The 15,810-nt window shown below is 45.4% G+C and carries 14 protein-coding genes; 13 read left to right on the top strand and 1 reads right to left on the bottom strand.

All coding sequences use genetic code 11. The features are described from left to right. Nucleotides 1-3: 3 nt before the first annotated feature. The 9 genes from AUQ43_RS12030 to AUQ43_RS11985 all read left to right on the top strand — a co-directional run bounded on the left by AUQ43_RS12030 (nt 4) and on the right by AUQ43_RS11985 (nt 11,105). Nucleotides 4-1,449, top strand: coding sequence for a hypothetical protein (locus AUQ43_RS12030; RefSeq protein ID WP_114129788.1), 1,446 nt, complete (start codon nt 4-6; stop codon nt 1,447-1,449). Further along, the gene (locus AUQ43_RS12025) at nt 1,449-2,258 is read left to right on the top strand and encodes a formyl transferase (protein WP_062956505.1); all 810 of its coding nucleotides are present in this window, start codon (nt 1,449-1,451) and stop codon (nt 2,256-2,258) included. The genes AUQ43_RS12030 and AUQ43_RS12025 overlap by 1 nt, the downstream gene beginning before the upstream one ends. Nucleotides 2,259-2,286: 28 nt before the next feature. Next, a complete protein-coding gene (locus AUQ43_RS12020; RefSeq protein WP_062956504.1) occupies nt 2,287-3,216 on the top strand; it encodes a polysaccharide deacetylase family protein in 930 nt (309 codons plus the stop codon). A gap of 37 nt (nt 3,217-3,253) precedes the next feature. Beyond that, nucleotides 3,254-3,979 (top strand): bifunctional 2-polyprenyl-6-hydroxyphenol methylase/3-demethylubiquinol 3-O-methyltransferase UbiG, encoded by a 726-nt coding sequence (locus AUQ43_RS12015; RefSeq protein ID WP_062956503.1) that lies wholly within the window; start codon nt 3,254-3,256, stop codon nt 3,977-3,979. After that, entirely contained in the window at nt 3,976-4,800 is an 825-nt protein-coding gene (locus AUQ43_RS12010; protein ID WP_062956502.1) for a class I SAM-dependent methyltransferase, read from the top strand. The genes AUQ43_RS12015 and AUQ43_RS12010 overlap by 4 nt, the downstream gene beginning before the upstream one ends. Nucleotides 4,801-4,968: 168 nt before the next feature. Continuing rightward, nucleotides 4,969-7,581: an N-acetyl sugar amidotransferase gene (locus AUQ43_RS20305; RefSeq protein WP_157088456.1), complete on the top strand. Its 2,613-nt coding sequence runs from the start codon at nt 4,969-4,971 to the stop codon at nt 7,579-7,581. Between the two features lie 46 nt (nt 7,582-7,627). Next, nucleotides 7,628-8,590, top strand: a complete 963-nt coding sequence (locus AUQ43_RS11995; protein ID WP_062956501.1) for a hypothetical protein — start codon at nt 7,628-7,630, stop codon at nt 8,588-8,590. 21 nt (nt 8,591-8,611) lie between these two features. After that, the gene (locus AUQ43_RS11990; RefSeq protein WP_062956500.1) at nt 8,612-9,436 is read left to right on the top strand and encodes a class I SAM-dependent methyltransferase; all 825 of its coding nucleotides are present in this window, start codon (nt 8,612-8,614) and stop codon (nt 9,434-9,436) included. Between the two features lie 10 nt (nt 9,437-9,446). Next, nucleotides 9,447-11,105 (top strand): hypothetical protein, encoded by a 1,659-nt coding sequence (locus AUQ43_RS11985; protein WP_114129789.1) that lies wholly within the window; start codon nt 9,447-9,449, stop codon nt 11,103-11,105. A gap of 23 nt (nt 11,106-11,128) precedes the next feature. Here the strand turns inward: AUQ43_RS11985 and AUQ43_RS20685 are convergent, their stop codons facing one another. Continuing rightward, a complete protein-coding gene (locus AUQ43_RS20685; RefSeq protein ID WP_062956498.1) occupies nt 11,129-11,587 on the bottom strand; it encodes a GNAT family N-acetyltransferase in 459 nt (152 codons plus the stop codon). 131 nt (nt 11,588-11,718) lie between these two features. On the opposite strand from AUQ43_RS20685, the gene AUQ43_RS11975 reads away from it, so the two are divergent. Genes AUQ43_RS11975 through AUQ43_RS11960 form a run of 4 tightly spaced genes read left to right on the top strand, consistent with a single transcriptional unit; the run spans nt 11,719 to nt 15,798 of the window. Then, nucleotides 11,719-12,459, top strand: a complete 741-nt coding sequence (locus tag AUQ43_RS11975) for a cytidylyltransferase domain-containing protein (protein WP_062957270.1) — start codon at nt 11,719-11,721, stop codon at nt 12,457-12,459. Then, nucleotides 12,456-13,424, top strand: coding sequence for a Gfo/Idh/MocA family protein (locus AUQ43_RS11970; RefSeq protein WP_181838526.1), 969 nt, complete (start codon nt 12,456-12,458; stop codon nt 13,422-13,424). The genes AUQ43_RS11975 and AUQ43_RS11970 overlap by 4 nt, the downstream gene beginning before the upstream one ends. A 47-nt stretch (nt 13,425-13,471) precedes the next feature. Then, nucleotides 13,472-14,776 (top strand): DegT/DnrJ/EryC1/StrS aminotransferase family protein, encoded by a 1,305-nt coding sequence (locus AUQ43_RS11965; RefSeq protein WP_062956496.1) that lies wholly within the window; start codon nt 13,472-13,474, stop codon nt 14,774-14,776. Further along, nucleotides 14,773-15,798: a hypothetical protein gene (locus AUQ43_RS11960; protein WP_062956495.1), complete on the top strand. Its 1,026-nt coding sequence runs from the start codon at nt 14,773-14,775 to the stop codon at nt 15,796-15,798. The genes AUQ43_RS11965 and AUQ43_RS11960 overlap by 4 nt, the downstream gene beginning before the upstream one ends. The last annotated feature ends 12 nt before the right edge of the window (nt 15,799-15,810 follow it).

The raw sequence follows: 15,810 nt of genomic DNA, 5'->3' as shown, positions 1-15,810 counted from the left end.
TGTGTGAACCAATTTTTTGGTTCAAATATTTTGTGTTTCTCTTGGTTTGTGGTTGATATGAAAAAGAAGGCTTTGGTTTTTCTCGATTTTGATATGCTTATTCGGCACTTTATTTTGTCTGGTGCATTTAATGAGTTGGAAGAAAAATATGACGTAAAATACGTATTCCACACCGATGATAGTTCGAAGAAGCTCGGCATTAATTTCGATCTTGAAAAGTTGGGCTTAAAGAGTTGGTGTAGATTTCAGGTAAGCCGATACCGCATGGGTATGTGGGATCATCTGTTTTGTCCGACGGTTTTACACAATTTGCGTGGTACGGATTACTACGTGGATAGGCTTGAGCTTTTCAAGAGCATGCGACCGGCATCATTGGTCAGAAAACACGCTTTTCTTTCCCTGCCTATTATTTTTGGAGTTTTTGCATTCCTTTACAAAAGATATATGGGGGTGCACAAAGATCTTCTAAGTTTTGTGGAGGAAGAGAAGGCAGATATTGTAATTCATCCTTCAATATTGACTGGATATTTTATCAATGAGCTAGGGCCTATCTGCAAGAGGCTAAAAATACCTTATGTGTGTTTAATGAATTCTTGGGATAATCCTTCTCAGAAATCTTCAGCAACCGGCCCAGCAGACCGATTGGTTGTGTGGGGAGAACAAACGAAACGGCATGCCATGGAGTATATGCGAGTTCCAGAGGGGCGTGTGCTTGTTTTTGGTGCTGCCCAGTTTCAAATATACAGAAAGCCAGTCGTCGAAAATGATTGCGAGCTCCGTCAGCTGTTTGGGGTTCCGGCAGGTCTCCCAATTTTGCTTTACGGCGGAACAAGCAAAAGCGTTGAGGAAACTAGGCATCTTAAGATTATTGATGACGCTATAACTCGTGGGGATATCCCGCGTTGTCATGTTGTCTACAGACCGCATCCTTGGCGAAGTGGTTTGATGGAAAATGAGCCAGACTTCTTTGAGTGCGGGTTCGAAAATGTCACAATGGACCCCCATATGGAGGCTTATTACAGGCGTATTAGTAAAGAACCTGATGATAGCTTTGATATGGCCCCTTATGAGCCAACAAGAAAGCTCTTGGAATTGGTTTCCGGTGTCGTGTCGCCATTGTCAACAATCCTTCTGGAAGCGGTTCTTTGCAAAAAACCAGTTCAGGTCTTGATGACCTCTGAAAACGTTGATGAAGAGATCCGCAGAGTTTACGAGGCCACGGCGCGGCAACGACATTTTTCAGAGTTTTCAGGGCCTGGTGTCGGGCGATGCACTACAACAACGAAGCTGGTGGATGCCTGTTGCCAGGTTCTTGAAGATTCAAAAGACGACAATGTAAAGAAATCGCTTGGCGCACTCGGCGAATATTTCGTTTGCCAAGATGGGGCGACCTACGGAGAGCGATTATTGTCGTTGGCTGATGAACTTACTTCCGGAAAGAGGGCTTGATGCGAGTAATTATTCTGACAAGTAACAAGGTTCGTCACAAATATATGGTGAACCAAATATGCAAAAAACATGAAGTTGTTGGTATCTTTTCAGAGGGGAAGCAGCCAAAGCGCAATCTCGCAGAGAGGGCAAAACTAGGTACTCTTTCTGGAGCTGATGTTATTGCAAGTTATTTGCGGGAGTTCGAGCAAAAAGAGCAGGAGTATCTGCTCCCTATGGGGGGTGGTGATTTTTCTATACCCGAAGGTGTTCCATTCTTTCAGATTGACCCGGATAGATTGAATCGACCGGAGGTGATAGATTTAATCGCAGGTCTGAGGCCCGATGCTTTTGCTGTGTTCGGGACCAGTCTGGTGAAGCGTGACTTGCTGGATATGACGCCTCACTTCGTTAATATCCATTTGGGCTTATCCCCCTACTACAGAGGTGTGGCAACATCATTTTGGCCATTTTTCAACAATGAGCCGGAATATGTGGGTGTTACGGTTTTCCATCTAGACGAGGGTATTGATTCCGGTCCGATATTGCATCAAGGGTTGGTCGATTTCGTCGAGGGGGATCAGATTCATGATGGTAGTGTTAAGTCAATCATAACGGGTGTAAAGCTTCAGGTGCAGGCATTGTCGGAAATCGAAGCTGGAACTGAGAAAGTCTTTGAGCAGGACCTGAATGTCGGGCGTACTTACTACAATAAAGACTTCACTGCAGAGAAGTTGTTAGACTGCTTGTCTAGATGGGACGATAAAAAGATCTCAGAATACCTGAACGTTCAAAATAGTCGTAAAGAAAAAGTTCGATACATTCCATAAGGAGTGAATTTTTCTATTGTAGGAGTGGATGTTGCAGATCGTAATGTATCATTATGTTCGAGATCGCAGCGACGTAATGTTCCCAAATTTACCAGTGCGGACTTTAAATGAATTTAATAATCAAGTTTTATATTTAAAGAAAAGATTCAATATAATATCAATTCATGAAGCGATTGATGCGATCGTCAATGGTGAACCAAAGGACATGAATAATAGTGTGATCCTTAGCTTTGATGATGGTTATTTGGACCATTATATCAACGTATTGCCTGTTCTTGTAGAAAATGACCTTTCAGGAATATTTTTCCCAGTTGTATGTTCGTCTCGTGATTTTTCTTTGCTCTCCGTTAACAGAATACAGTTCTTGTTGGCGGCTGTTAAAGATCATGGGGTTCTTCGGGAAAAAATGGATATGGCTATCCTGGAATCCCAAAGCGAAGTAGGTTTGAAATCGCCGGAGGAGTACTGGGAGATCTGGTCTAAGGGTGGGCGTTGGGACTCTGCTGAAACGTTTTACATAAAGCGAATGCTGCAGCGAGGACTACCGCGACCATTTGCATACGAGCTAGCGAAAGACTTCTTTAAAAGATTTGTTACTGACGACGAACGTGGTTTCGCCGAACAGCTCTACATGTCAGAAACGCAGATTGAGGAAATGGTTGGCCACGGGATGGTTATAGGAAACCATACCAACAGTCATCCTTGGTTGACCGAGTTATCACATTCAGAAGTGCGAGAAGAGATCCGATCTGGGGTCGAATGGCTTAGCAAACTTGGGCAAAGCGTACAGAACTGGGTAATGTGCTACCCATTTGGCGGTCACAGTGATCAGATTTGCGATATTGCACAACAGGAAGGGGCGGTCTTGGGGCTCACCGTTGATCATGGGGACATCGGATCGACATCTGTTTCTTCAATGAGGCTACCGAGAATCGATACAAATTGCTTACCGTATTGATTATAGATTTGATGCTTTCTGTTCAGGGGGGGGCGAAATGAGCACGCGTGACATTTATGCGCGCTGGAATGAAGACGAATGTGTAAATATCTTTGCGCAAAAGTCGCCAGCGGATTTTTTTGAGACGGAGAAGAAGTTTCTTAGGCCCATAGCGTCGAGATTGGAAAGAGTTTTGGATGTAGGCTGTGCAACTGGCCGCTTTCTTGAACTGCTTAAATCTTTAGGGTTTTCAGGTGACTATTCCGGAATAGATATTAGTGAAAAAAATATCCATCTTGCGCGAGAAAACTACCCGGAGAACGAATTCTTCTTCGGGAACGCGTCGGATTTTGACTTTAATGAGGAGTTCGATATCGTAAACGCTACTGGCGTGTTTCAGCATGACCCGAACTTTGAGGGCCTGTTGAATATGATGCTCTCTGCAAGTAGGAAGTACGTTTTGTTTGACGTGAAATTTGCAGATATCAGCGAGCATGTAATTGATATTGAGAAGTCACGAGCGGGGAGTAAAGAAAACCCCCTGTTTTTCTGTATATTTTCAATCGAGAGATTCATTTCGGATTTGTGTAGTTTTGAAAATATCAAAACTATTGAATTCTTTGGATATGAGACAAAAAAGAATAAAAATACGAAAATTCCAAACAATATCGATAGTATTTACTCATCAGGCGTATTTATTGAAAAATGTGCTCCAGGAGAACATTCTCAATGCTTGGTGACGGGTGTTGTTGAAGGATTAGTCAATCTTTCGGGGGTGGAATGAAGACTTGGATAAAAAAAATCATTGAGGACACTTTTGTAATTCACGCTTACCGCTTTATGCGGATAAAAGGAATTCTGCATAAACCCGTAATGCCAGTCAGGGAATTTATTAGAATTCCTGCGATCTATGATCGTTTGAGTTTCTTGATTCAGATGCGATATTATTCTCGTATTCGGGCGCTTGAGGGTGTTGTCAATTTTGATCCACGAGGTCAAGAGGCTCACTTCCAGAAGTTGCTCGATATAAATGTAGCCAAAGTCAAAGGTACGCGAGTCCTTGCGAACAGAAAGGCTGAGCGCCATTACGCCGTTGCAATTCTGCCCTTCAGAGAAACGAAGAGCGAGAAGCTGTTGTCAATTGGCGTTCGATCTGCTCACGAACTTTTGCTTGCATGGTCATTTGGTTTCTCTTGGAAGAATATCCAAGCAGTTGATCTTTTTTCAACCCATCCCAAAATACGGGTCATGAATATGGAAGAGTTGGCGTTTGCGGACAATTCTTTCGATTGTGTTGTGATAGCAAACGCAATTTCTGATACTTGGGATGTGCCGAGTGCGATCAGAGAGGCAGTGAGAGTTTTGCGCCCAGGTGGGCGATTGGTATTCAACGTCATGTACGAACCCGACGCTGCTCAGGATTGGCCGGGGGCATCCTTCAGTGGTTCTGATGCCCGAGCTCTCCTTGAAGAACTTGATATGAGAATCTACTATTGGACTACCCGCAACTATCGCAATAGGGCGGGACATAATGAAGCTGACCATTTGATCGGAACAATGAAGCCCGAAAATGGGAATAGTTTGTTCGATGAGATGCGGCTTTAATCAGCCATTTCTTCTATTCTCCCGTCAGATTTGAATTGATCTTATTTAAGCTCATTGTGAGTAAGGCAATTGAACGATTCAACGCTTTTGGGGTGTGCTTGACACTGTTGATTTTCTAACTTAACACCCATCGATTATCAAACTTCCTGCCTTTACTGGAGCAATGCGATGAATGCTAGCGGCAAACCTCTCTTCGATATGAAATACTGCACGCGTTGCTGCATGCCTGAGACAGAGGAAGGGTATCAGGATGATGGTATGGGTATGTGCCGGATCTGCCGGTCATCCGAACAAAAAATGCATATTGATTGGGCTGAACGCTGGAGGGCCCTCGAAGGTTTGATGAAGGAAGTAAAGCAAGCTTCTGGTACAAACTATGATTGTATCGTTCCAATTAGTGGTGGCAAAGACAGTATGTTTCAGCTCCACGTTTTGGTTAACGTATTGGGCGTTAAGCCCTTGACTGTAACCTATAATCATAATTGGTTAAGCGAGACCGGCTACTACAACCTAATGAACTGTCTTGAGGCATTTAATGTCGATCATATCCAGTTCACCCCAAACAGAGATTTGCTTGGTCGTTTGGCCAAACGGTCGCTTCCGATGATTGGTGATGCATGTTGGCAGTGCCATTCTGGCGTTGGGGCGTTTCCAATACATATTGCCATGAACTTCAATATTCCCCTGATAATTTATGGTGAGTCTGTTGCCGAAGTTACGCAGCGAGGGGATTACTTCACTTCGGTTAAGCCGTGCTACAGCAAAGACTATTTTACGGAGTTTTCGGCAAAGAAAACTCCGGATGAGATGGTCTGTGAGTACATTACGCCTAAAGACCTGCACATGTACCAATTGCCCAATGATGAAGATTTCGATAACGCAAAAATCAAAATTATGCATTTGGGCGATTACATTTTTTGGGATGATGAGCGACAGACTGAGTTCCTTCGCGACACCTATGGTTGGCGCGAAACCGAAGTGGAAAACGCATATAAGGGTTATAAGAGTGCAGAGTGCATCATGCCTGGCGTTCACGATTTCACCTGTTATTTGAAGCGTGGTTGGGGGCGATCTTCATTCCATTCAAGCGTTGACGTCCGAAATGGGTTGCTCACACGGGAAGAAGGTTTTGATCTGGTTCGAAAACACGATACGCAACGTCCAGAAGCTCTCGATTATTACCTCCAGATAACAGGGTACTCTGAGGAGGAATTCTATGAGATCATGGAAAAACACCGCCTGCCTCAGTTGAAAGAACAGAATATACCAATCACCGAAAAGACTTCTCCGAACAAAGAGGTACTGAAGCCTTTCCCGCAGCAGATTCTCGAGAAGTTATCTCCCAAAGCTCCACCAATTTTTGAAGATGAAGTTTTCGCGGGATCTTTTACAGAAGGCTCAAGTGGGGGAGATGAACGGAAACCCATCTGGGACTGGAGTGTCAGGCATATCCATGAAGCGTTCCGAGAAGGTCTTGTGACGCCCACGGATGTAGCAAAGGCCTTTGCTGAAAGAATTGGGAACGTAAACCATGCTGTACAGGCGTGGGTAGGGTTTGACGAAGCCAAGATGTACTCTGCAGCTCGAGCGAGCGAGGTTCATTTGGTTTCTGGGCAACCGATGCGGCTGCTTGAAGGGATACCGGTTGGTGTAAAGGATATTTTTAACACGATTGATTTCCCAACAGAAATGGGAAGCCCGCAATGGAAAGACTTCACCCCCGGCAACGATTCTCGAATGGTATTCAACCTTAAGAGAAGTGGAGCATGTGTGGCAGGGAAAACGGTAACGGCCGAGTTCGCTGTTCACGAGCTTAACGAAACCCTAAACCCGCATGACTCAAAGTTGACCCCAGGGACTTCTTCAAGTGGGTCTGCTGCTGCGGTAGCGACGGGCATGGTCCCGATTGCTTTGGGATCGCAAACGGCTGCTTCGATTATCAGGCCTGCCAGCTTTTGTGGCGTGTACGGAATGAAGCCATCTTACGGTGTCATGCCGCGAACTGGTGTTTTAAAGACAACCGACACCCTTGACACCATTGGCTTCTTTGTGAGGCATATGGAAGATATGGAGCGCACTTTCAACGCATTACGAGTGCATGGCGAAGACTATCCTTTTATTAACAGCATTCTTGAAAATCCCGCAAAGCAAAAAATCAATCCAGATGGTCCGTGGAAGATTGGTTTTGTTAAAACCCATACATGGGATTTTGCGGAGCCTTATGCCAAGGCTGCGATCACTGATTGGGTCGAGGAGCTGAAATCGACGAGCAACGATCTAGTGGTAGAGGACGTTTCATTGCCGGTGATGATGAACAAGAGTCATGAAGTTCATGAAACTCTATATAACAAATGTCTAGCCTATTACTTCCAATCTGAGTTCGACTCTAAAGATCAAATGTCAGAGACCATGTACCGTTTGATTGAGAAAGGTCTGGAAGTTACACCTGCTCAATATAAAGGGGCCTTGGCAGAGCAGACCAGAATGATTGATGAGATGGATGGCTTTATGGCCAATTATGACGCTCTGATCTGTTTATCGACGGCGGGAGCAGCTCCACAACGCGGAGAAGTGGAAAATAGAGATCCAGGGTTGATGTGGACATTGACCCATATGCCGGCAGTGAACTTACCGGTTTTTGCTGATAGTCGTGGAATGCCGTTCGGTGCTCAAATTGTCGCAAGAAAATATCGAGACATCGGTTTGATCAGGTTTTTGCAAAGTTTGCGGTCGTTGAATATGGTGCCGGCAGAGGCAAACGTTGTTGAAGCTCTAAGATAGGGGGACAAGTAGTTTTGCTCTTGGCTCCATAAGGGATAGTTGTGTTATGGAATTGAACGATAGTTTTAGCCTATCCCACCTTGGGAAGCCCGCATGGTGGCGTGCAGGGATAAATGACTTCCTCGATTTTCGTTCTGTGGATAAACACCGGACGACAATTGGATGGCGCAACGCATCTCAATACAGCGCCTATTGGGAGCAGTGCCAGCGGGCGTATGGGCAAGATATTGAGGTCTCCAACCACATTAGAGACAAGGTTGATGACTTCAAAGTCAACGGCTTTACCTCTTTACAAACTGAACAAACTCAAAATCTTGCAAATAAGATATGGGGCAAGATTCAAGGTGCGTCAGATATCTGGGTCGAAAAAAGTGGAGGTTCTGGCAATAAGAACTTTTCGGGAAACTTCTGGGTTGAGTTTCCTGAAATAGAAGAATTGTTTTCAAATGTTATGACAGACTTTCTGACTTGTTACTTCGGCTGTGATTTCAAGGTCTGGCAAGCTGTATTGTACCAATCGACTAACCTTGGACAACGCCAAGGATCGCAAGGGTGGCACAGTGACTCTGGTCCGGGGAGCTGTGTCAACATGCTGTTTTATTTGCACGAGATGGGCCCTGAGAGCGGCGGTATTGAACTTTTGCCTTGGGAAAAATCCGTCGAAGTCTGGAAAGATGCTCGAAGAGGTTTGCGCAACGCTATCGGACATTTGGGAGCGCGTCCAGAAGGTCAGCTTGGACGAGAATATATTTCCCGGACCGTAAAGTCCAAAGCTGAGAGTTCCCTGAAAAAATATGTGGTTCAACCCCGCTCACCAAAGCCTGGTCTTGTTGTGCCATTTTTGAACAATCTTCAGCATGCCGGAGGATACCCGGCTCCCGGCTTTACCAGAACAGCAATCGTTTTTCAGTTCTATCCCGCTGACCGTCCTATCGATTGGGAGCGATATGCCAAGGAGGGTGTAGTAAGAGATACCGGGTATCCGCATGATCCTGCTTTGGTTTTTTAGGAATTTTATGGGAATGCGATTTTGATCAACACTGTTAAAGGGTTCCTGCGAGGCACTTGGGTGTACTATGTGTATCGCTTTTTCGTCGCTAAGGGCTTGATGCACAGGCCGGCCAACGTCGTTAGAGAGTTTGTTCGGTTACCGTTTATTTTCGATCGCGTCAGTTTCGTTATGCAAATGCGCCAATTGGCGAGAGTAAAGGAGATTGCAGCAGAGAAACCAGCAGATGATCTAGGCAAAACGGAACATTTCAAAAAAGTTTTTGACCACAACGCTACCACAACCAGTACAAAGCAGGTTCTAACAAACCGATTGAGTGAGAGGGCATACGCAGTAATTGCACTCCCAGTCCGAGAGTTGCGCGACGAGAAATTGTTGTCGATTGGCAGCCGCACGGTTCATGAACTTCTTATAGCTTGGACACAGGGTTTCTCGTGGAAAAACATTACAGGAGTAGATCTGTATTCAACACATCAGAAAATATTGCCGATGAATATGGAAAACCTCTCCATTGAAGACGAACAATACGACTGTGTGGTTATGGCGAATGTACTCTCATATGCTTCGGACACCAAACAGGCGTTGTCCGAAGCATTGCGTGTTCTTAAACCAGGTGGAAGATTCGTCTTTAATGGAACATATGACCCGCAGGCGACGGACTTATGGCCAGAGAGTTATCATTCCGGCAAAGACTTGCATAAAATGCTCCATGATCTTGGCGCCGAGATATACTTCTGGCATAGCCGAGATATTGCCAACTCCCTTGGTAATGTAGAGACAGATCATTTGATCGGGTGCGTAAAGCCTCCAAAAGGAGCCACAAAAGCCGACCCGTTTTATTTGTGATGAGTATAAAATGAGTGCAGGCTCTGCATGCGGCGAATTTGTCGCATATCTAAAGCGCAAAATTAGCCGTTTTTCGACATTTAGAAATGAACGACGACACCTTCGAGAATATGCTGAGTTAAGGCGTCGGTTTTTCGAGGGGATACGGGGCTTTTTGAGCGCCCCGATTTCCAGCGACACCGTGGCAGGTAGGATGCCCGGGAGGGAATCTATTGTGTTTGTCGACGGCAGTTTTGCCAACCCTCTTTTTTGGGTTCGTTATGCTCTTGTGAGAAAAGCAATGGGCTGGGATGGATCAAACGAAGTACTCCTTTTAGCTGACTATCAACAGGAAGTACAAAAGGATTCTGCCGCTAACTTGGGACTGCAGTGTTCGTATGATTTGTTGAAAAATGCCGATATTCGCGAAGTGAGCTACTGGACCCAATCAATTCTTCAGCAACTGAAAAGTGGTGTTCCAGTTTTAAACGTCGATCTCCCTTACGATATCCCGGCAAGAATGTTTTACGATTACCTTCTGAAGAAACAGACAGCAGCGTTTGTTGATATCTCGCACCCGAACATTGGTGCCCACATTCACGATTATGTTGGGTACCTGGTTGGGGCGAAGAAGGCTTTTGATGTTTACGAACCCGAGTTTGTCTTGTCTAGTCATCCGGACACTATTTGCATTAGTTTTGTTTGGCAAGCCCTACAAAGGGGAGTCCGCGTTATCGTGGCGGATAGTGATTTTAACACCATGCGCCTTTGGGACGTAAGTAATTCGGTAGATGTCTTTGATTATGGTGATCGTCCCAGCCGGGAAGATATGGACAGCGTTGATGAACAGCGACAACAGTACTTATCAAAAATCGGGGAAGCCTATTTGGAAAAACGCTTTTCCGGTGAAACCGATGATATTGGCGCTGCGTTCGCGTATTCTGAGCGTACCAAGAAAGTTGATCGTCGGGAGATTTGTCAGACTTTTGGTTGGGATGGTCAAAAGCCGATTGTAGGAATATATGCATCAAACTGGTTCGATTACCCGCATACCTATGGTATGAGCCATTTCAGGGACTTCCATGATTGGATAATGGAGGTTGTGAAGCAAGCAAAAGCACATCCCGAGTTTAACTGGATATTCAAAGCACATCCGTGCGACGCGTGGTATGGAGGGGTAACACTTTCGGATATTCTAGGGGAAATTGACCTGGAGAACACGGGCATTGCGCATGAGACGTGGAGTGGTAAATCCATGATCGAATCAGTCGATGGGATTGTTACGTACCATGGAACGATTGGTGTTGAAGCATCAATGCTTGGTGTGCCAGTTTTAGTTGCTGATCGAGGGTGGTATCACGATTGGCAGTTTGTTGTTTCCAGCCAAAGTCGCGAAGATTTTCTCGCCAAACTAGGTACTGATTGGTGGAGAGAATTCGATATAGCTTCTGCTACAAAGCGTGCAAAAATATTTGGGGGGGTCTTTTGGGGACGGCCGCTGTGGCAAAAAGAATTTTTGCTCCCAGACGATGCTCACGGGTTGGAAAACTACGAAAAATTGGCTGTAATACTAGAGACGCAAGTGGAGGCTCTAGAAGCCGAAGCAAGAGAGATCCGTCAATGGGTTCATAGTAAATACCCGCACTACCATGCTTGGAAAATGCTAAATGCGACCCAGTATACATCGTAGGCGGCTAAACAAGTGGTGCTTGATTAAATAAAGTCTTCCCTGTCCAAAATGAAGTATGTGTCGGAATTTCTCTCTTTTGATATTTTGAATCCGTTAGATAGAAGGACTTTGTGCGAGCCGATATTTTCGCGATGAGCGCCAGCCTGGACTTTCCTGATATTTTTATTCTTGAAAGCTTCCTTACACAGAAGGTTTACGAGTTGGCGCCCTATGCCTTTGCCCCAGCAACACCTCTCTCCGATCATGTAGCTGACTTCCGCACATGCGCCCTCATCGGAGTTCCGGATATAAAGAATTTCTCCGGTACCAATATGCGTTCCGTACAGAAAGGCGAGATAGACAACGCGGGATTCGTCTAAAAGGCGCTGCGAAAGGAAAGCGCTCTGGCTGTCTAATGTGTGCGTCTTAAGCCTTTGTTTGGAATACTGGGTGACCTTGGGGTCATTTAGCCAACGGACCCATGTCTCTGAGACATCAGACATCTCTGCTGGACGAATAGTAACCGATGGCGTGGCGGGAGGCGCATAATGCTGGGACATTCTAATCGAAGACCTGTTTGTCTTAGGCGTTTGAAGCTAAAGTTTTTATGACTGGACAGATAAAGAGAAACATAATGGTTCATACAGCAATTACGATCCAGGCAAGGATGACATCGACCCGTCTGCCCGGCAAGGTCTTAAAACCTGTCATGGGACGAACACTGCTTGAGTTGATGGTAGAACGCTTACGAAGAATTCAATGCGCTAATGAAATCATCCTCTGTACTACCGAAAATGCAACGGATGACGTTCTTGCTGCAGAAGCCAGTCGACTTGGCATACTATGCTTTCGCGGAAGTGAAGAAGACGTAATGTCCCGTGTTCTCGGTGCCGCAAAGTATTACGATGTTGAGCATATCATAGAAACCACAGGTGATTGCCCTTTGATTGATCCCGGAATATGCGACAAAGTATTTGAAAAATATCGTATTTCTGGGGCTGACTATTGTTCGAACATCTATAAGCGTTGTTTCCCGATTGGGATGGATGTACAGGTTTTTTCTACGCGCGTTCTGGCAGATGCTTTCGCTAGGACCAACGATTTGGAAGAACGGGAGCACGTTAGCCTATTCATCTACAGGCATCCAGAACTATACAGTTTGGAATGGATTGAAGCATCTGCAGAACTATTCGATCCAAATCTCCGGCTCACCGTTGATACCGAGGATGACTATAAGTTGGTGACCGCAGTTTACGAAGATCTCTACCCGAACAACCCAAATTTCGAGTTGAAAGACATTCTTCAACTTGTTGCCTCGCGGCCGGATCTGAGGGCGTTGAATGATAAAATCCAGCACAAGTGGGTTCAATATTGATCCGGGTAGCGCTGATAGGATGCGGGGCAATAGCTGCGGGCTATGACGCAAAAACAAATGCGCGAGAGGTTGACGGCGCTTTGACTCACTTGGGCGCATTGTTAAATATTGGTGGTTTCCAAGTGGTCCTTTGCGTTGATCCTGATGAGAGCAAAACAAGACGGGTAAAAGAGAATTTCCCTGAAGCTGTCGAGGTTCGTAGCGTTCATGACTTAAATGTAGAAATACCAAAGCTCGATTTGGCAGTTATTTCCTCTCCTACAGAACTGCACGAGGAACATGTCGATTTTTGCTTAAAAAATGGTGTCAGTGGTATCTTCTGTGAGAAGCCCTTTACCTCCAATTATGAGATTAGTTCTAGACTTCTTAAGTTGGCTAACAGAAATAAAGTTCAAGTTGGGGTTAACTATTTCCGCCTTTGGGACCAAGGCCTGTTGGCTCTAAAAAAAGAGATTGCAGATGGCGTATATGGGCGTTTGACGTCAGCAAATGGCTGGTTTGTTAAGGGAATTAGTCATAATGGTCCGCACATGATAGTTCTGCTTGCAGACTTTTTTGGAGAAGTACAAGCTACTCCGAATCAGATGAACAGCCGGGGTGATTTTTCTGTCAGATTGCTCAGTGAGCCCCAAGCAAATGTAAGTTTAAAAGAACTTGATAAGGTCGATTATAACTTCTTCGAACTCGAACTATTTTTTGAGAATGCCATCGTACGTCTGGAAGATGGTGGGCGTCGTATTCGTCGTAGATTTGCATCAAGCCATACCGTTTATACGGGCTTTGCTTACCCAGAAGATATCCAATCTGAGAATTTGGATCCATTTCGGGCATTGCCAGCAGCTTGGCAGAACTGGAGGGATGTCTTCGAGAAAGGAGCCTTCTTGGTTCGAGATGGGACATGGTGCGTTGAACAGGAAAAAGTCGCATTTGAACTAGATAAAACTTTCTCTTCATTCAAAGAATAGACTTATGATCGTTTTAGAATGCAACGCAGTACAGACGTGAGGCACAGATGGCAAAAGAGCTTGCGATTTTCGGTGGTGAGCCCGTCAGAACAGAACCTTTCCCTGGTTATAATGTAATCGGGCAAAAGGAAATTGATGCGGCAACGGCTGTCATGGAATCCGGCGTTTTATCCAGATACCTGGGAACCTGGCATGAGGATTTTCTTGGTGGGCCTAAAGTTCGACTGCTTGAGGAAAAATGGGCGCAGATGTTTGACGTCGCGCACAGCGTATCAATGAACTCTGCCACCAGTGGTTTGTATGCTGCTTGCGCCGCAGCTGGTTTTGGTCCAGATGATGAAGTTATCGTTTCCCCCTATACAATGTCGGCATCTGCTGTAGCCCCTGTCGTCAATGGTGCTACACCCGTGTTTTGCGATATTGACCCCGATAGCTGGTGTTTGTGTCCAACTGCGTTGGAGCGTCTGATTAATGCTAAGACCAAGGGCATCATCGTTGTACACATATTTGGCGGTTCAGCTGACATGGATGCCATTATGTCGTTGGCCCAAAAACATAAGTTAACGGTCATTGAAGATTGTGCGCAGGCTCCGTTGGGAGAATGCAACGGTCGAAAAGTTGGTTCGATCGGGCACATGGGGGTCTTTAGTCTTAACTATCACAAGCATATCCACTGTGGAGAAGGTGGTGTTGTGGTTACTAACTCAGACGAATTGGCACAACGTTTGCGGCTGGTTAGGAACCACAGTGAGGCTGTGGTAGATCGAATGCCAACTCATATCGATGAAAAGTTAAGTGGCATTGTTGGCTATAACTTTCGGTTGGGAGAAATTGAAGCGGCCATCACTTTGTCTCTACTTGATCGGTTGCCGGCGCTGATTGAAGAGAGAATAGAGAACGTACACTTTCTTGAAAAAAAATTGCGCGACATTCCTTTCCTAACGATGCCAGAAGTCCGAGAAGGGGATACACATTGCTACTACCTACATCCGTTGAAGTTTGATCAGAAAGTCGCAGGAGTTGATAGGGAGCAATATGTCGCTGCGGTAAAGGCGGAATTGACACCTTCTGAGCTAAGGATGCATGAAGGTGTTCTAATCGGGGCTGGTTATGTGAGGCCCTTATACAAACAATCATTTTATAGATCCAAAATGCATCCTGTTATTCAGGGCGCCTCAGAACAGGCAGAGACTACTTATCTGGATCAAAGTTGTCCAAATTGTGAGGAGGCGCATTACTCGACAGTCATTACACATGAGCTCATGCGCCCCGGTATGTCTGAGAACGACTTGGATGACGTGGCGAGTGCATTTTTGAAAGTTGCCGAAAATATCAAAGATCTGGTCAAATGACGGTCTATGAGCGCCCGGACGATCAGCTCCCAGTTTTGCTTGCAAGTCGGGACCCTGGTGCCGCAAATACGCTTGTTGCTTTCCTAAAGATATATACCAGCAACAATTTTCCCGACTTGCGTGGAAGATTGGACGGGGTATTGAAAAATCATTCTCTGCCACCTATGCAGCTTGCCAAGTTCCATGTGTTGATTTGGCAGAGTTCTGTTTGGGCATTTAACGAAGGAAGTTCTAAATGCTTTGAGAAAAGTCGGATCGAAATTGATCAAGTTGGTAATGAAAAGTCTCTTGAAGCAGAAATCGAATTCGCAAAGAACGTTGTCGACAGAATTCGTCCGGAGCTTTTGATAACCGGGCTTGATGACGTTGACGCAGTTCGGGTTCGTGCTTTGTGGGCGCAAGCGCGAGCGAACAACGTCCCAATCATTTGTTTGGCAGATGTGAATTTCAACATCAATATCCGGCTCAAAGATATCAAAGGTGAGGATTTCATACCGCATCTATTGATCGTACCAACTAGCACGGAATCGCGTAGTGCGTCAGCACACGAGGTTTTTAAAACACAACGGGTCGTGTTTTTTGACCAGTTGCATGAAGCAACTTTGGATACAGATGACAGTCGTAGTATGGATTGTCGGGAGGCTTGGGCAGTAGGCAAAGATGCGACTGTAATTTTATATCCTTCTCTTGTAGGCAGGGAACTTCGGGGGAAAGGTCGGAATGTCGAGTTTGACGAAGTTTTGACTGCCGAAAGGTTGGCTCGACTAATAGGCGAAGGGAAGATGGATGAATTGGGTGTGACAGATCAGATAAAGAATCCTCATCTGATAATACGACCGCATCCGCGCGAAAATGCTGGTAAATACAGCTATATGTTAGAGAAAGAGTTTGGAGTGTTAATTTCTGTTAGTGATTTTGGTAGTGCAAAAGATGCAATGCTCTCTGCTGACTATATCATCGGTTTGCCTGGCGGTTTCATTGCAGAAGCAAGGCTTAGAGGGTGTCATGTCATTAGCATCTAAAGCTATTTTCAA

The organism is Thalassospira sp. MCCC 1A01148 (genome assembly GCF_001613795.1).
Classification (GTDB): domain Bacteria; phylum Pseudomonadota; class Alphaproteobacteria; order Rhodospirillales; family Thalassospiraceae; genus Thalassospira.
This window is presented reverse-complemented; position numbering and strand designations above follow the sequence as displayed.

Bases quoted from the DNA above. Each gene is read 5' to 3' on its own strand.
- AUQ43_RS12025 (WP_062956505.1), top strand. From the start codon at position 1,449: ATGCGAGTAATTATTCTGACAAGTAACAAGGTTCGTCACAAATATATG.
- AUQ43_RS12020 (WP_062956504.1), top strand. From the start codon at position 2,287: ATGTTGCAGATCGTAATGTATCATTATGTTCGAGATCGCAGCGACGTA.
- AUQ43_RS12015 (WP_062956503.1), top strand. From the start codon at position 3,254: ATGAGCACGCGTGACATTTATGCGCGCTGGAATGAAGACGAATGTGTA.
- AUQ43_RS12010 (WP_062956502.1), top strand. From the start codon at position 3,976: ATGAAGACTTGGATAAAAAAAATCATTGAGGACACTTTTGTAATTCAC.
- AUQ43_RS20305 (WP_157088456.1), top strand. From the start codon at position 4,969: ATGAATGCTAGCGGCAAACCTCTCTTCGATATGAAATACTGCACGCGT.
- AUQ43_RS11995 (WP_062956501.1), top strand. From the start codon at position 7,628: ATGGAATTGAACGATAGTTTTAGCCTATCCCACCTTGGGAAGCCCGCA.
- AUQ43_RS11985 (WP_114129789.1), top strand. From the start codon at position 9,447: ATGAGTGCAGGCTCTGCATGCGGCGAATTTGTCGCATATCTAAAGCGC.
- AUQ43_RS20685 (WP_062956498.1), bottom strand. From the start codon at position 11,587: ATGTCTGATGTCTCAGAGACATGGGTCCGTTGGCTAAATGACCCCAAG.
- AUQ43_RS11975 (WP_062957270.1), top strand. From the start codon at position 11,719: ATGGTTCATACAGCAATTACGATCCAGGCAAGGATGACATCGACCCGT.
- AUQ43_RS11965 (WP_062956496.1), top strand. From the start codon at position 13,472: ATGGCAAAAGAGCTTGCGATTTTCGGTGGTGAGCCCGTCAGAACAGAA.
- AUQ43_RS11960 (WP_062956495.1), top strand. From the start codon at position 14,773: ATGACGGTCTATGAGCGCCCGGACGATCAGCTCCCAGTTTTGCTTGCA.